Annotated in this window: 9 protein-coding genes; 6 read left to right on the forward strand and 3 right to left on the reverse strand. The window is 66.1% G+C overall.

Annotated features, from left to right (window positions below; genetic code table 11):
• The first annotated feature begins 10 nt into the window (after nucleotides 1-10).
• From XM1_RS14960 to XM1_RS14985, 6 genes are all read left to right on the forward strand, one after another.
• A complete protein-coding gene (locus XM1_RS14960) occupies nucleotides 11-430 on the forward strand; it encodes a hypothetical protein (RefSeq protein ID WP_068434824.1) in 420 nt (139 codons plus the stop codon).
• Between the two features lie 205 nt (nucleotides 431-635).
• Nucleotides 636-1,142, forward strand: a complete 507-nt coding sequence (ssb, locus tag XM1_RS14965) for a single-stranded DNA-binding protein (protein WP_068434826.1) — start codon at nucleotides 636-638, stop codon at nucleotides 1,140-1,142.
• Nucleotides 1,143-1,309: 167 nt separating this feature from the next.
• Nucleotides 1,310-2,872 carry a GAF domain-containing protein gene (locus XM1_RS14970; protein WP_231920531.1) on the forward strand — a complete coding sequence of 521 codons (1,563 nt, stop codon included), beginning with the start codon at nucleotides 1,310-1,312 and terminating at the stop codon, nucleotides 2,870-2,872.
• Complete coding sequence (locus tag XM1_RS25015) at nucleotides 2,869-9,252, forward strand: PAS domain S-box protein (RefSeq protein ID WP_231920532.1); 6,384 nt, start codon at nucleotides 2,869-2,871, stop codon at nucleotides 9,250-9,252. Before XM1_RS14970 ends, XM1_RS25015 begins: the two co-directional genes overlap by 4 nt.
• Nucleotides 9,249-9,659, forward strand: a complete 411-nt coding sequence (locus XM1_RS14980; RefSeq protein WP_068434829.1) for a response regulator — start codon at nucleotides 9,249-9,251, stop codon at nucleotides 9,657-9,659. The genes XM1_RS25015 and XM1_RS14980 overlap by 4 nt, the downstream gene beginning before the upstream one ends.
• Nucleotides 9,656-10,807 carry a two-component system response regulator gene (locus XM1_RS14985; protein ID WP_068434834.1) on the forward strand — a complete coding sequence of 384 codons (1,152 nt, stop codon included), beginning with the start codon at nucleotides 9,656-9,658 and terminating at the stop codon, nucleotides 10,805-10,807. Before XM1_RS14980 ends, XM1_RS14985 begins: the two co-directional genes overlap by 4 nt.
• Nucleotides 10,808-10,846: 39 nt before the next feature.
• Here XM1_RS14985 and XM1_RS14990 read toward each other — a convergent pair whose 3' ends face one another.
• From XM1_RS14990 to XM1_RS15000, 3 genes are read right to left on the reverse strand one after another with little or no spacing between them, the layout of a single operon-like run.
• Nucleotides 10,847-12,259, reverse strand: coding sequence for an HlyD family type I secretion periplasmic adaptor subunit (locus XM1_RS14990; protein ID WP_068434836.1), 1,413 nt, complete (start codon nucleotides 12,257-12,259; stop codon nucleotides 10,847-10,849).
• Between the two features lies 1 nt (nucleotide 12,260).
• Nucleotides 12,261-14,435 carry a peptidase domain-containing ABC transporter gene (locus tag XM1_RS14995; protein WP_068434838.1) on the reverse strand — a complete coding sequence of 725 codons (2,175 nt, stop codon included), beginning with the start codon at nucleotides 14,433-14,435 and terminating at the stop codon, nucleotides 12,261-12,263.
• On the reverse strand, nucleotides 14,432-16,210 hold the full coding sequence (locus XM1_RS15000; RefSeq protein ID WP_156428749.1) for a peptidase domain-containing ABC transporter: 1,779 nt from the start codon (nucleotides 16,208-16,210) through the stop codon (nucleotides 14,432-14,434). The genes XM1_RS14995 and XM1_RS15000 overlap by 4 nt, the downstream gene beginning before the upstream one ends.
• Nucleotides 16,211-16,362 lie beyond the last annotated feature (152 nt).

Genomic DNA, 16,362 nt, shown 5'->3' on the forward strand with positions numbered 1-16,362 from the left:
GGGATGGAGCATGAAGCACGAAATCTCAGCCGCCCAGGTGGTTTCGGCCCGGGCCTCGGATACCGGCGACGCCATCCGCGTCGTGCTGGCCGACGAGTCGGGCGAGGAACACGTGGTGATCCTGCCGCTGGACCAGATGACGCTGCTGTCGGCCTGGCTGGAGCAGGCGGGCGGGATTCCGGCCGAGGACGCCTCCTCCCCACCCTCCACCTCTTCCGCCCCCGCCGCCGCCATCCCCGCCCAGTCGGTGGAACGCTGGACCATCCAGCCCGAGGCCGACGACGAACACATCGTGCTGGGCTTCAAGCTGGCCAAGGGCGCCGAAATGAGCCTGCGCATGCACCGGAGCGGCGTCGCCGCCTACGCCAAGGCGCTGACCTCCATGCTGGGCCGCCTGCTGCCGGCGCCGCCCACCAAGGCCAAGCATTAGCGGTGTGCGTCATATTTGACTCATACCGCGGTCAGCCGCCATTGAGGCGGCGGCCAAGCGGCCGGAAGGCCGCGCCCGGCGAGGGATAATGATAAGGCAAGAGCACCGCGCCTCATATTTGAGGCGCGGTGCTCTTGCCCCTTCCGCAGGCCGGTTCCTTGCAATATGATCCGCGCCAACTTTCCCCACAGGAGCCACGAACGCCATGGCTGGCAGCGTCAACAAGGTCATTCTGGTCGGCAATCTGGGCCGCGACCCCGAGGTCCGGACCTCGCAGGACGGCTCGAAGATCGTCAACCTGAACATCGCCACCTCCGAGACCTGGAAGGATCGCGGCACCGGCGAGCGCAAGGAAAAGACCGAGTGGCACCGGGTGGTGATCTTCAATCCCAACCTGGCCGACATCGCCGAGCGCTACCTGAAGAAGGGCTCCAGCGTCTATGTCGAGGGCGCGCTCCAGACCCGCAAGTGGACCGACCAGTCGGGCCAGGAGAAGTACTCCACCGAGGTGGTGATCGGCCGCTTCAAGGGCGAGCTGACCCTGCTGGGCGGCCGTGACGGCGGCGGCGGTGGCGGCTATGGCGGTGGTGGTGGCGGCGGCTACGACGACGGCCCGCGCCAGGGCGGCGGCGGTGCCGGCGGCTCGCGCCAGCAGGGCGGCGGCCAGTCCTGGGAGCCCCCGGCCGACCTGGACGACGAAATCCCCTTCTGAAGCGAATTTCGGCAAATGAACGGCCTGGACCCTTGGTTCAGGCCGTTTTTTCATGAGCAATCCTTTGGGATGGCCGGCGAAAAGAAATTTTCGTTTCCCGGTTGCTGGTCTATCCTGCTTCCGTCAGGGGGGGAAATCCTGACGGCATGCTGTTTGGGATAAGGCGAATGCGGTACGGGATGGCGCTGCTGATCAGGAGCCCCGGCCTTGGATGGCTGGCGGCCCTGCTCGTCGCGGTGCTGTGCGGCATCCTGGCCGGGTTGCTGGCCGTTTCCGCCCGCCATGACGAGCATCTGTCGCGCCTGGTCATCGACGCCGAGCGACGCAGCGTCGAGATCATGTCCCAGACCTTGAACGGCAACGTGATGGGGGCGCTGTCCCTGCTGGGGGCGGTGGCCCAGGACATCAAGTTCGACGCCCGGGGCGAGGTTCCGCCCAACCTTCCCCGCATCGCCGGATTGCTCGAGGATGTCGGACGCTCTCACGACGCCCAGGGGGTGTTCGTGGTGGGGGGAGACGGCATCGTCCATTCCTCGTGGGACAGCAGCGGACGCCCGTCCACCGGACTGAACGTCACCTTCCGCCCCTACTACAAGATGGCCATGTCCGGACGCGACAATGTCTATGCCGCCGTCAGCCTGGCGCGGGGAGACCGGGCCCTGTACTTCACGGCACCGGTCCTGGCTTCGGTCCAGCGCTCCAGCGGCCCCATCGGCGCCGTGGTGGCCCGCACCGGGCTGGACCGGGTCGACGGCCTTTTGCAGAACCATGTCGGCATCGCCCTCCTGCTGTCGCCGCAGGGCGTGGTGTTCGCCAGCAACAGGCCCGAATGGGTCGGCCACCTGGCGGGTCAAGCCACCTTCGAACGCCTGACCGCCATCCGCGCCCTCAAGCAGTTCGGCGCCATGTTCGACAAGACCGACCCGCCGGTCCTGCCCTTCTCCATCGCGCCGGGCATCGTGCGCATCGGCGGGCGCAGCCACGCCCTGGCCGTCGCCGACGTTCAGTGGAACGATCCCTATGGCTCATGGCAGGTGGTGCTGGCCGAGGATCTGACCGTTTCCAAGGCGGCCAGCGACGGCCTGTGGACGGGCGGGGCGGTGGCGGCGGCCATGCTGGTGATCGTCGGCCTGCTGCTCAAGCTGCTCCGCGGCCAGCACGCCCAGGTCATGGCCAGCCGGCGCATCGAGCAATACGCCCGCGAACAGTCCCAAAGCGCCGAGCGCAAGAACCGCAGGGCCGAGGCGGCCATGAAGCTGCAGCGGGCCAGAGGGGTTTCCGATCTGGCCCGTGTCTTCCTGGCCGAGGCCCACGACATCCTGGGAGCGCTGCAAGGGGCGGTCTACGTCTACGAGCGCGACGGCGCGCCGTCCATGACCCTGGCCGCGTCCTACGCCGCTCCTGCCGGGCTTCCGGGCGAAATGGCCGCCGGAGCCGGGCTTCTGGGCCAGTGCGTCGTCGACCGGAGCGGCCGGGTTCTGGCGGGCGACGAGATGGAAGCGTGGTCCATCCGCTCGGGCCTCGGCAACGCCCGGCCTGCCGGCATCCTGATGGAGCCGCTCATGCTCGACGACACGCCGCTGGGCGCCGTGGAAATCGCCATTCTTCACCGGCCGAACACGGCCGATATCCAGCAGTTCAGGGAGCTTGCGGATCTGCTGGCTCTCAATCTGGAAATCCAACGCCGCCAGGCAAGCGCCGCGCCGGTCCTGACCGAGGCAAGCCCATGAACCGTCTGCTGAATACCCTGGAACGCGTGTCGCTGCGAACCAAGCTGTTGTCGGGCTTTGCCATCCTTCTGGCCCTGACCGTCCTGCTGGGCGCGGTTGGGCTTTACAATCAGAACGTCCTCAACAAAGGCTCCCACCGGCTCTACGAGATCGACCTGAAGGGTATTTCCCACCTCAAGGACGCCCGGGTCGAACTGGCCAAGATGGGCCGGGCACTACGCCAGGCCATTCTCGCCCCGGACGCGGGAGAACGCGAACGGGCCATCGTCCTTCTGAACGAATCCGAGGCCAGGCTCGGCCTGGAGATCAAGGACGCCCAAGCCCACGTCATTCGCGACGAGAACAAGAAGAACCTGGCCAGCTTCGAGGAGCAATACCGGTCCTATAAGGCGAGCGTCGACCAGACCCTGGCCCTGCTGCGCAAGAACAGCGCGGAAGCCGCCATCGCCGTCGCCAGCCCCGAGTTCCAGCATCTGGGCGTCAATGCGGATGCGGCCCTCGCCCTTTTATCCGACTACAAGGAGGAACAGGCCCGCATCGAGGTCGCCAATGCTTCGGCCGCGGCCGAGGGCGCCATCCTGCTGACCTTGTCCTTGCTGGCCGGCGCCGTCGCCATCAGCCTGCTCGCCGCCCTGGCGGTCACCCTGTCGGTTCGCCGCCCCATCGACCGCCTCAGCGCCGTGGTGACGGAACTGGCCACCGGCAAGCTGGATCTGGACGTTCCGGGAACCGACCTGCCCAACGAGGTGGGCGCCCTGGCCCGCGCCATCGACGTGCTTAGGGCCGATTCCCGCCAGATGGAGGAGCAGCGCTGGGTCAAGACCCATCTGGCCGCCATTTCCGCCGAACTCCAGACCTCGGCCAATCCCGGCGAACTGGCGCGCAAGCTGTTCTCCATGCTGGCGCCGCTGCTCAAGCTGGGCCAGGCGGCCTTCTACGTCATGGATGAAAGCGGCAAGCACCTCAGCCTGCAGGGCGGCTACGCCCACCGCGAGCGCAAGAGCCTGGAACAGGGCTTCGCCGTCGGCGAGGGCCTGGTCGGCCAATGCGCGCTGGAACGCTCCCCCATCGTCATCACCCAGCCGCCCGCCGATTACATCCGCATCGGCGGCGCCACCGGGGACATGGCGCCGAAATCCATCGCGGTTGTTCCGGTCCTGCGCGGCGACAACCTGCTGGCCGTGGTGGAATTCGCCACCATCGAGGGCTTCGGCCCGCGCGATCAGGCGCTGCTGGACGGCATCATGCCGGTCCTGGCCATGAGCCTCGAGATCATCGAGCGCACCAACAAGACCCAGCAATTGCTGGCCGAGACGCAAATCCAGGCGGCGACCCTGGCCGCCTCGGAACGCCAGATCGCCGCCCGCAAGCAGGAGCTGGAGGTCATCAACGACCAACTGGCCGAACAGGGCCGGCTGGTGGAGGAACAGGCCGGGGAACTGGGGCGCGAACGCTCGCTGCTGCGCTCGCTGATCGATTCCATCCCCGACGTCATCTTCGTCAAGGACATGCTGGGGGTCTATCTGGTCGGCAACCAGGCCTTCGCGGAGATGATCGGCAAGCCGCTCGACGCCATCGTCGGCAAGACCGATTTCGACCTCTTCCCGCCCGAGAAAGCCGACCAGTACCGCCAGAACGACGTCACCATGGTCGCCGAGGGCAAGACCCTGACCTGCGAGGAGAGCGGCACCTATCCCGACGGCCGGGTGGCCCATTTCGAAGCCACCAAGGTGCCGCTGCACAGCCCGGACGGCACCTTGCTGGGCCTGATCGGCATCGCCCGCGACATCACCCAGCGCAAGAGCGCCGAGCTGGCGCTGGCCGAGGCGGAGGAGCGTTCGCGCCTGATCCTCGGTTCCGTCAGCGAGGGCATCGCCGGGCTTGCTCCCGATGGCCGGATAACCTTCATCAATCCGGCCGGCGCCCAAATGCTGGGCTACGAGATCGCCGACCTGGTGGGCAAGGGCATGCACGCCCTTGTTCACCACTCCTATCCCGACGGGAAGGCCTTTCCCAGGGAATGCTGCCCCATGCACCTGACCAGCGTGGATGGGGCCCCGCGCACCGTGGCCGACGAGGTGCTCTGGCGCGGCGACGGAACCAGCTTCCCGGTGGAATACGCCACGACGCCGGTAATGAAGGACGGTCAAGTTGTCGGCACCGTGGTGTCGTTCCGCGACATCACCGAGCGCAAGGCAGCCGCCGAGGCCCTGATCGCCGAGCGCGAAAGGCTCCAGAACATCCTGGACAAGAGCCCCATCAGCATCGCCATCACGGTCGATGGCGAAATCCAGTTCGCCAATCCCATCGTCATGGAGAAATTCGGCTTCCGCGTGGGCGACTACGCCCCCAACGTCTATGTCCGCCAATCGGATCGGGATGCGCTGCTGGAAAGCCTGCACAGGGACGGCATCGTCCGAAACAGGGAAGTCCAGATGTGGAGCGTCGACAAGACGCCGCTCGACATGCTGGTCACCTACCTGCCGATTCCTTTCAACGGCCGGACCGGCATTCTGTCCTGGCTGATGGACATCACCGAGCGCAAGGCGGCGGAAAACGCCATCCGCGATCAGGCCGCCTTCCAGGAAGCCCTGGTGGACACCATCCCCTATCCCCTGTTCTACAAGGGGCCGGACGGCCGTTTCCTCGGCTTCAACCGCGCCTACGAACAGACGTTCGGCGTGGCGCGGCAAAAACTCATCGGCAAACGGGTTCTCGATCTCGACTATCTGCCCGAATCCGACCGCATCACCTATCAGGCCGAGGATGAAGCGGTCATCGCCAACGCGTCGGTGGTTCAAAAGGAGATGCCCATCCCCTTCGCCGACGGCAAGGTTCACGACACGCTCTATTACGTCTCGGGCTTCCGCAAGGTCGATGGAACGGCGGGCGGTCTGGTCGGGACATTCGTCGATGTCTCCGACCGCAAGAAGGTGGAAGAGATCGAACGCTTCAACCGGCTGGCGCTTGGCCGTGAACAGAGGATCATCGACCTCAAGCGCCGGATCAACGAGCTGGCCTTGCGATTGGGGCTGCCGCCCGCCTTCCTGTCGCCCGAGCAGGCCGAGGAGGCCGACGACACGACCAGCGACGTCGTCGTTCCCCAGGTTCTGGACGGCGAGGCCATTCGCGGGGCCTTTGTCGCCTTGCTGCGCGAAAATGAACTGCAGAGCCTGTTCGCGGATTTCTGCGAGGCGGTCGGCATCGCCGCCGCCATCATCGATCCCCAGGGCGACATCCTGGCCGCCGCCCGCTGGCAGCGAGCCTGCACCGACTTCCATCGGGTCAACCCGCAGAGCTGCGCCCGCTGCATCGAAAGCGACACCGAGCTTGCCCTCAACCTCCAGGAGGGCAAGGACTACGCCATGTACCGGTGCAGGAACGGCATGACCGATTGCGCCTCGCCGATCGTCATCGCCGGCCACCACGTGGCCAACGTCTTCATCGGCCAGTTCCACACAGGGTCCCTGGATGAAGCCTTCTTCGCCGCCCAGGCCGACGAGCTTGGCTTCGACCGGGCCGAATACCTGGCGGCAGTGCGCGAGGCGCCGGTCATCGACGAGGTGCGGCTGCCGTTCATCCTGGGCTTTCTGGCCCGCTTCGCCAAACTGGTCGGCTCGTTCGCGGTCGAGCAGTGGAAGGCGCGCCAGGCCGAGGCGGCCATCCGCACCCATGTCGTCGAGGCCAGCCGCGAGCGCGTCGCCGCCATCAGCCTGGCCGAGGATGCCGAGCACGCCCGCGCCGAGGTGGTGGAGTACAAGGAGCATCTCGAGGATCTGGTGGAGGAGCGGACCGCCGAACTGGCCATCGCCAAGGAGAAGGCCGAGGCCGCCTCCCAGGCCAAGGCCGACTTCCTGGCCAATATGAGCCATGAAATCCGCACGCCCATGAACGCCATCATCGGCATGAGCCATCTGGCGCTGAAGACCGAGCTCAATCCGCGCCAGAAGGATTATGTCAGGAAGATCCAGCAATCGGGCCAACACCTGCTGGGCATCATCAACGACATCCTGGACTTCTCGAAGATCGAGGCCGGCAAGCTGGCGGTGGAGCGGACCGAGGTCCACCTGGACAAGGTGCTGGACAACGTCGCCAACCTGATCACCGACAAGGCCACGGCCAAGGGCCTGGAACTGGTGTTCGACGTAGGCGCCGACGTGCCCAACGACCTGGAGGGAGACCCGCTCCGCCTGGGCCAGATCCTCATCAACTACGCCAACAACGCCATCAAGTTCACCGAGAAGGGCGAGATCACCATCCGGGTCCGCCTGGGCCAGGACCTGGGCGGCGAGGTGGTGCTGCGCTTCGAGGTCAGGGACACCGGGATCGGCCTGACCGAGGAGCAGAAGGGACGGCTGTTCCAGAGCTTCCAGCAGGCGGATTCCTCCACCACCCGCAAATACGGCGGCACCGGCCTGGGCCTGGCCATTTCCAAGAAGCTGGCCGAACTGATGGGCGGCAGCGTCGGAGTGGAATCGGTGCCCGACAAGGGATCGACCTTCTGGTTCACCGCCACGCTGGGCAAGGGCAAGCCGCGGCGCAAGCTGTTGCCCAAGCCCGATCTGCGCGGGCGGCGCATGCTGGTGGTCGACGACAACGAGAACGCCCGGGCCGTGCTGGTCGACATGCTGTCCTCCATGTCGTTCAAGGTGGACGACGTGGATTCGGGGCCTGCTGCGGTGGACGCCATCCGCAATACCGCCGGCGGCGCGCCCTACGAGATCGTCTTCCTCGACTGGCAGATGCCGGGAATGGACGGCATCGAGACGGCCTACGCCATCAAGGGCCTGGGCCTGCCCGTGACCCCGCACCTGATCATGGTGACCGCCCATGGCCGCGAGGAGGTCATGAAGGGCGCGGAAACCGCCGGAATTGAGGAAGTGCTGATCAAGCCGGTCAATCCCTCGCTGCTGTTCGATTCCGCCATGCGCAGTCTGGGCGCCGTCCTGGAGGACGAACCGGATTCGGTCCCCGACGCCGCAGGCGTTTCCGCTGCCGATCTGGCCGGGCTCAAGGGGTTGAAGGTGCTCCTGGTGGAGGACAACGACTTCAACCAGCAGGTGGCGACCGAATTGCTGGCCGATGGCGGCGTCGTGGTGGAGATTGCCGAGAACGGCGCAGTGGCCGTGGACAAGGTCCGGGCCGGTGTCTACGACATGGTGCTGATGGACATGCAGATGCCGGTGATGGACGGCATCACCGCCACCCGCGAGATCCGCAAGATGGGCCACGCGGATCTTCCCATCATCGCCATGACCGCCAACGCCATGCAGGCCGACCGGGACCGCTGCCTGGAAGCGGGAATGAACGACCATCTGGCCAAGCCCATCGATCCCGACGAGATGTTCGCCACCTTGCTGAAATGGCGTCGGGCGGCGGCGCCCTCCCCCGCTCCGTCGCCGGCCGCGCCCCCGTCGCAGCCGGCGGCCGGCGATATTCCGACCGACATTCCCGGCCTGGACACCAATGCCGGGTTGAAGCGGGTGCGGGGCAAGCGGCCGCTTTATCTCGACATGCTGCGCAAGTTCGCGACGGGCCAGAAGAATGCGGTCGGCGACATCGGCGCAGCCCTGGCGGCCGGCGATTTAGCCACCGCCGAGCGAATCGCCCACACCCTGAAAGGCATCGCCGGCAATGTGGGCGCCGCCGCCCTGCAATCCCTGGCCGCCGATGTGGAGGCCGCGATCAAGGCGGGCAAGGATTCCTCTGCTCCGCTGGCGGCCCTGGCGCCGGTCCTGTCCGAGTTGACGGGGCGGGTGGCGGCGGCGCTGGCACCGCCCGAGGAAGCTCCGGGGCCCGGGGGCGATGCCGCCGGGCTGATCCAACGGCTGCGCGCCCTGCTGGCCGACAGCGACGCCGAGGCGGAAGAGCTGGTGGTGAACAACCTGCCCCTCCTGCGCTCGGCCTTGGGCAGCCGGGCCGATTCCATCGCCCGCCATGTGGTTGATTTCGATTTCGACCGGGCCTTGGGCCTGCTGGACGACAAGCCCGCCGCCGCGCCCCCCGCCCTTCCCGAAATCGACCCCGACGTCTTCGACTTCGAACGCATGGGGCCGGTGTACAAATGGGACATGGGACGGCTTCGTCCCATCCTGGCCGCCTTCCTCGACGATGCCGCCGCCAAGGTCGGGCGCATCACGGCGGAAAGCGACCTTGCCGCCCTGCGCGAGGCCGCCCACGGCCTCAAAGGGACGGCCAATACTGCCGGGGCCGTCCGTCTCGGCCGCCTGGCCGCCGATATCGAGGACGCCGCCAAGGCCGGCAATGCCGAAGGGGTCGCCATGCTGGCGCCTCTGCTGCCGGTGACCCTGGACGAACTGCGTGACGCCCTCGCCTCCTTCAACGCCGAAAATGGCAACGCCGAAAAAGGTGCCTCATGAATGAAACGGAACTTCGCCGCATCAAGGTGTTGTTGGTGGACGACGAGCCGTTCATCCGGCTGACGCTGCGCCAGATTCTGATACAGATCGGCATTCCGCCGTCCAACCTCTACGAGGCCGGCGACGTCAAGGCCGCCATTTCGGAGACCCTGCGCATCCGCCCTTCCGTGGTGCTGTGCGACATCCACATGCCGGGCGACGACGGCTTCGCCTATGTGGCGACCCTGCAGAAGGCCCCGCTTCCTGAAGTCGCGGCCACGCCGGTGGTGATGCTGACCTCGGATTCGGGCGAAGAGGCGGTGATGACCGCCAAGGGCCTGCACGTGTCGGGCTATCTGGTCAAGCCGGTGTCCATCGCTTCCGTCAAGAAGTCCATCGAACGCGCCCTCAAGGTTAGCCTGCCATGACCGACGATCTCCGCCCGACCATCCTGGTGGTCGACGACACCGCCGACAATCTGAAGCTGATGAGCGGCCTGCTCAAGGACCTCTACCGGGTCAAGATCGCCAACAGCGGTGAGAAGGCCCTGGCCATCGCGTCCGGCGAGGCGCCGCCCGACCTCATCTTGCTGGACATCATGATGCCGGGCCTCGACGGCTACGAGGTCTGCCGCCGTCTCAAGGCCGACCGCGCCACCCGCGATATTCCGGTCATCTTCCTCACCGCCATGAGCGCTGCCGAGGACGAGGAGGCCGGCCTCAAACTGGGCGCCGTGGACTACGTGACCAAGCCCATCAATCCGGCCGTGGTGCTGGCCCGGGTCGAGACCCAGCTGAAGCTCAAGGCCAGCGCCGACTTCCTGCGCGACAAGGCCGATTACCTGGAGGCGGAAGTGGCGCGGCGCACCCGCGAACTGGCCGCCATCCAGGACGTGACCATCCTGGCCATGGCCTCCCTGGCGGAAACGCGGGATTCCGACACCGGCAACCACATTCGCCGCACCCAGTATTACGTCCGCCTCCTGGCGGAGAACCTGAAGGACCATCCCCGCTTCGTCGCCACCCTCGACGAAACGACCATCGACATGCTGTTCAAGTCGGCGCCGCTGCACGACATCGGCAAGGTCGGCATTCCCGACCGCATCTTGTTGAAGCCCGGACGCTTCGAGCCGCATGAATTCGAGATCATGAAAACCCACACCACCTTGGGCCGCGACGCCATCGAGCACGCCGAGCGGTCGCTGGGCACGCCGGTGCAGTTCCTGGCCATGGCCAAGGAAATCGCCTACGGCCACCAGGAGAAATGGGACGGAAGCGGCTATCCGCTCGGCATCGGCGGCGACGACATTCCCGTCTCGGCCCGCCTGATGGCGGTAGCCGACGTCTACGACGCCCTGATCAGCCGCCGCGTCTACAAGGAAGGCATGCCGCACGAAAAGGCGGTGGCCATCATCGCCGAAGGTTCGGGGTCCCACTTCGATCCCGACATCGTCGACACCTTCATGGCCCTTCAGGACCAGTTCAAGGCCATTGCCGACCGCTTCGCCGATTCCGAACAGGATATGGAGGTCAAGCGGAAGCTGCTGGAACAGGCCGGGTGTCAGCCCACCGGCTGACACCCGTTTTTCGGCCCGATCAGCGTTCGTGGCCCCCGATCAGCGCTCGTGGAACGACTGCTGGATCTGGGTGAAGATCGGCTTGAGCATGTATTGCAGCAAGGTCTTGTCGCCGGTGATGATTTCCGCCGTCACCGACATGCCGGGCTGAATGCCGTAGCGGCCGGGCGTCAGGCCGACGTAATTGTGCTTGAGGTCGATCACGCCCTTGAAGAAGGGGTTGCCCTTCTCGTCGGCGAAGCTGGAGGCGGAAATCTTGGTCAGCGTCCCGTCCACCGCGCCGTAGCGGGCGAAGTCGTAGGTGGTGACCTTGACCCGCACCGGCTGGCCGATCTTCAGATGGCCGACATCCTTGGTGTTGATCTTGGCGTCCACCTTCATCTGGTTTTCGACGGGGACCACCTCGCAGACATTGCCGCCGGCCTGAATGACGGCGCCCTGGTTCTTGACCGCCAATCCCTTGACCAGGCCGCGCACCGGGGCGACGATCTCCAGGCGCTTCACCCGATCCTCGAGACGGCCGATGCTTTCCTGCACCTGGGCCAGTTCGTTGATGGTGGTGCCCAAATCGTCCATGGTCGCCTTCTGCAGCGACGACTTGTTGTCCATCAGGCGGTTTTCCACCTCGCCCAGGGCCTCGCGCGCCGTCACTTCCTGGCCGATCAGGCGGGCCAGTTCGCCCTGGACGCGTGACAGCTCGCGCTTGGTGTCCAGGTAGACCACCCGGGACACCAGACCCTTGGCGACCAGTTCCTGGCGCATGTTCATCTCTTCCTGCAGCGGCCCGATCTGCTCGCGCAGCGAGCGCTCCTGGGATTCCAGCAGGCGCAGGTCCGAGCGCTTCTGCTCCATCTGCGACAGGATCACCGAGCGCGAGGTGTCGCGGGCCTGGGACTGGCTGTTGAAGATGGCCAGATTGTCCGAGATGAGGCGGTCATAGCCCTGGGGCATATGGGAGAAATCGGGCTGACGCTCCTCGGCCAAGGCGCGCAGGCGCTCGGCCTTGATCAGCAGGGTGGCTTCGCGCGCCCTGGTCTGCTCCAGATCGGAGATGGCCTGGGCGGGATTGAGCCGGACGATGGTGGCTCCCGCCTCCACCAGATCGCCGTCGCGGGCCAGGATATCCTGGACGATGCCGCCTTCCAGATGCTGAACCGCCTGAACCTGCCCCGAGGGAATGACCTGCCCCTCGGCGGTGGCGATTTCCGGCACGTCGGTCAGCGCCGCCCACACCACGAAGGCGGCGGTGGTGGCGCTGGCCAGCATCATGGTGAAGCGGACCATGCCCGAGGTGCCGCTCTCCTCCAGCACCAGGGCCTGGGCCAGGTGCCGCGACTGCCGGTTGGACAGCTTGATCACCGACTTCGACGAAGCTGCCGCCTGGGGCACCTTGTCGGGCTGGGGGACGTTGACCAGGTTCTGGCCCGGATTCGGGGTCGGGTTCGTGCTCATGTCAGATCAGATCCGGCGGAATTTTGGCCCGGACTTCCTCGGCCGGGCCGGCGAGACGCAGATAGCCGCCATCGAACACCAGGATACGGTCGGCGACCCGCAGATGGCTGGGGCGGTGGGTGACCATGAAGATGGTGGACTGGCCGCGGAAATTCTCGATGGATTGCATGAAGGTGCGGTCGCCCTCGAAATCAAGGCCGTTGACCGGCTCGTCGAACAGCATGATGGGGCTGCGCTTGAGATAACCGCGCGCCAGCGAGATCTTCTGGACGAAGCTGGTCGGCAGATGCTCCGAGGCGCCCTCGCCGATGCGGGTTTCCAGCCCGCGCGGCAGGGCCATGATCTCCTCCCACACATCCGCCTGGTCGCAGGCCCAGCGAATGTCGGCGTCGGTGGCGGTGGGATGGGCCAGCCGCAGGTTCTGTGCCACCGTTCCGAAGAACAGGTTACAGGTCTGCGGCGTATAGGAAATCATGTGCCGCATCTCGATGGGATCGATCTGGCGGATGTCGGTGGCGTCGATCTTCACCGCGCCGGCCTGGGGCGTGTAAAGGCCGAGCAGGACCTTGAGAATGGTGGACTTGCCCGAACCGTTGCGCCCCGTCACGCACACCACCTCGCCCGGCTCCACCTCGAAGGAGACGCCGACCAGGGCGGGGTCGGATTCGTTGTTGTAGCGCAACGAGACCCGCGAGAACACCACGCGGCCCTTGATGTTCTTCAACGGCGCCACGATGGCCTTGGGATCGCGCTCGGGCTTGATGCCCATCAGGCCGTCGATCTGGCGGATCGATCCCCTCACCTGCTCCACCCGCTGCAGCATGGTGAAGCCGGTCTGCAGCGGCGACAGCACCCGCCACACCAGCATCATGGCGGCGATCAGGCCGCCGATGGACAGCGCCCCGTCGATGACGCCCAGCACGCCGACGATGATGGTGGCCAGGCCCGACGAGATGATCAGGATGTTCGACCCGGTGCTGATGGCCACCGAGAACATGCCGTTCTTGAATCCGCCCATGGCGGCGCGGGCCGACATTTCGCGGTAGCGCTTGACCCAGGTGTGCTCGGCGGCGGCCAGCTTGACGGCGCGCATCTTGCCCAGCGCCTCCACCAGGAATTCCTGGCGCCGCGATCCGGCGCGCGACGCGATGCCCACGTTCTTGCGCACCACCGGCATGACGGCCCAGCCGCCGACGATGAACAGAATGGTGCCGATCACCGGCACCAGGGCGATCACGCCGCCCAGCAGGGCGATCACGGTGAAATAGAAGATGGCGAAGGGCAGTTCCATGAACACCGTGGCCAGTGGCCCGGTGAAGAACTCGCGCACCGATTCGAAGTCCTTGATGCGGGCCACCTGCGCGCCGATGGTGGCCCGCTCGGTGAAGCCCGGCGGCAGCGCGAGGATGTGCTGGAAGATGTTGTTGCCCATGATGTTGTCGAGCCGCGCGCCGACAAAGGCCAGGATGCGGGCCCGGACCTCGCGCAGCACCGCGTCGGCGGCCAGCGCCATGGTCACTCCGATGGAGAGCGACACCAGCATGGAATAGGATTCGGCGCCGATCACCTTGTCGTAGACCGACATGGTGAACAGCGGGGTGCCCAGCGAGAAGACGTTGAGCACGAAGGTGACGAAGAACGCCTGCCAGTACAGGGGGCGAAACCGCTCGAGCACGCTCTGGAACCAGCTGGCGGGCTTGGCGGCCGCCGCATCGCCGCCCAGGTTGGTGAAGAAATAGGCCGTGCCCTTGACGCCCCTGGTGTCGAACTTGACGGTCAGCCCCTGGGCGCTGTCGAAAACCTCGGCCTCGCCCTCGTCGTCGATTTTCTTCACCACCAGGGCGTGGCTCTCGTCGGGCAGGAACAGGCAGGGCAACAGGCGGGCGTCGATGATCTCCAGGTCCAGACGCTCGGGCCGGCTGGAATAGTTCAGCGTCGCCATCACGTTGCGCAGGCCGGTCAAGTCCAGGTCGTTGGCGAAGTGCGGCAGGGATTCCGCCACATGGCGCGGATCGCCCTTCCACCCCAGCGACTTGAGCAGGGGCAACAGGCAGGCCGCCAGATCCGAGGTGGCGGAAAAACCGCCCAGCGCGTTCTGGGCCAGCTGCTGCTCGTACTGCTCGATGGCCTGCTGGTTGGGCTTGCGCGCCGAAAGGCTGTTGTGGGCCGCGGTCATGCCGGCCCTCCCTGGGGCAGCAGGCCGGGAGGAGCCTCGGGCATGGGGGGCCGCTCCTCGCGCGGCGGCTTGGCCACCAACGTTCCGTCCTTCAGGTCGAACACCCGGTCCGCCAGCTTGACCAGCGACGGGCGCGGCGTGACCAGAACCAGCGTGCGCTTGCCCTTGGCCCGTTCCAGCCAGACGCGCAGGAAATTGTCGCCGGTGGTGTCAACGGCGGTATTGGCCTCGTCGAACAGCACGACTCGGGGATTGTTGACCAGGGCGCGGGCGATGGCGATGCGCTGCTTGATGCCGCGCGGCAGGGAATCATAGGCGCCGTCGCCCACCGGCGTGTCGTAGCCGAGGGCCATGGTCGCCACCACCTCGTCCAGGCCGAGCAGCGCGGCGGTCTCGACCGCCACGTCGTCGAACTCCTTACGGTACATGGTGATGTTCTGCAAGATCGTGCCCTGGAACAGCACGCCCATCTGCGGCAGGAAGGCGATATGGTCGCGCACGCTCTGCGGCTCGAACATGGTCATGGGCTGGCCGTCCACCAGCACCTGCCCGGTGGTCGGCTTGATGGCGCCCTGCATCAGGGTCAGCAGGGTGGTCTTGCCGCTGCCGTTACCGCCCGAGATGGCGATGCACTCGCCCTCGGCGATCTTGATGGAAGCGTCGCGGATAATGATCGGCAGCTTCTCGCCGTAGCGGAAGCTGCAATCGATCAGTTCCAGCCCGCCCTTGCAGGCGGTCATCTTGGGCAGGTTCTTCTCGGATTCCGGCTTCAGCTTGAACAGCTCGGTCAGACGGTGGCGGGCCAGCATGAACGACTGGAAGCGGGTCCACACCCCCAGGGCCTTCTGGATGGGCGCCATGGCGCGGCCGGCCAGCATGGAACAGGCGGCCAGGCCGCCGGTGGTCATCTCGCCGTTCAGCACCACCAGGGCGCCGAACATGGCGACGCAGACGGTGGTCGCCTGCGAGAAGAACGAGGAAATGCCCATGGCGGTCGAGGAATTGAGCGCCACCTGATAGGCCCCTTCGGCGCAGGTCTCCTGCAGCCGCTCGTAGCGGCGCACCATCTGGGCCTCCATGGCGAAGGCCTTGACGCTGTGAATGCCGCCCAGCACCTCGATGATGAAGTTGAAACGGCGGTCGTCGGCGGTCATGCGCTTTTGCAAAGCGGCGCGCAGCTTGCCGCCTAAGATGACGGCGGTGATGCAGAACAGCACCAGGATGGTGATGGGGACCAGGACCAGAATGCCGCCCATCATGCCCACCAGGCTGAGATAGAGCACGGCGAACGGCAGATCGAGCAAGGTCAGCATGGCCTGGCCCGCATAGAACTCGCGGACCGTGGACAGGGAGTTCATGCGCTCGAGATGGGCGCCGGACCCGTCCTTCTCGAACTCGTCCACGCCGGCCATCACCAGATGGGTCAGCGCGGTGCAGCCGGCATTGTGCTCGAACTTCGCCCCCACCCAGCCGGTGATCCACGAACGGCAGAAATTCAGCGACGATTCCAGCAGCAGGGCGGCAAACACCGCCCCCATCAGGAAGACCATGGTGCCCACCGACTTGTTGGGCAGGATACGGTCGTAGACCTGCAGCAGGGCCATGGGCAGCGCCAGGCCGAGGACGTTGAGAAACAGCGACGCCACCGCAAGGTCGAACAGATTGCTCTTCAGGGTGGAAAGCGAGGCGATGCTGAAAGCGGGCTGCTCAGCTTTCTTGGCGCCCTCATCGGGCGCGGCCGCACCCGCGGTCTGCCCGGCCACGGGGTCACTCATGCGTAAGCATCACGGGCTGCAAGCTCGCGCTCCCTCGCCACCAACAAAACCAGCCGCCCCCTGCCCCGTCGGCATGCGGGAGAATAGCGCTCCGCATGCGTAATAACCACAAGATATTGGATATACCTCGACGTACGGGACTGGCCTTCCGG

The sequence above is a fragment of the Magnetospirillum sp. XM-1 genome, from assembly GCF_001511835.1.
In the GTDB taxonomy this organism is placed as follows: domain Bacteria; phylum Pseudomonadota; class Alphaproteobacteria; order Rhodospirillales; family Magnetospirillaceae; genus Phaeospirillum.

Coding starts and splice junctions, on each gene's coding strand:
- XM1_RS25015 (WP_231920532.1), top strand. CDS start 2,869: ATGAACCGTCTGCTGAATACCCTGGAACGCGTGTCGCTGCGAACCAAG.
- XM1_RS14980 (WP_068434829.1), top strand. CDS start 9,249: ATGAATGAAACGGAACTTCGCCGCATCAAGGTGTTGTTGGTGGACGAC.
- XM1_RS14995 (WP_068434838.1), bottom strand. CDS start 14,435: ATGACCGCGGCCCACAACAGCCTTTCGGCGCGCAAGCCCAACCAGCAG.
- XM1_RS14970 (WP_231920531.1), top strand. CDS start 1,310: ATGCGGTACGGGATGGCGCTGCTGATCAGGAGCCCCGGCCTTGGATGG.
- ssb (WP_068434826.1), top strand. CDS start 636: ATGGCTGGCAGCGTCAACAAGGTCATTCTGGTCGGCAATCTGGGCCGC.
- XM1_RS14960 (WP_068434824.1), top strand. CDS start 11: ATGAAGCACGAAATCTCAGCCGCCCAGGTGGTTTCGGCCCGGGCCTCG.
- XM1_RS15000 (WP_156428749.1), bottom strand. CDS start 16,210: ATGAGTGACCCCGTGGCCGGGCAGACCGCGGGTGCGGCCGCGCCCGAT.
- XM1_RS14990 (WP_068434836.1), bottom strand. CDS start 12,259: ATGAGCACGAACCCGACCCCGAATCCGGGCCAGAACCTGGTCAACGTC.
- XM1_RS14985 (WP_068434834.1), top strand. CDS start 9,656: ATGACCGACGATCTCCGCCCGACCATCCTGGTGGTCGACGACACCGCC.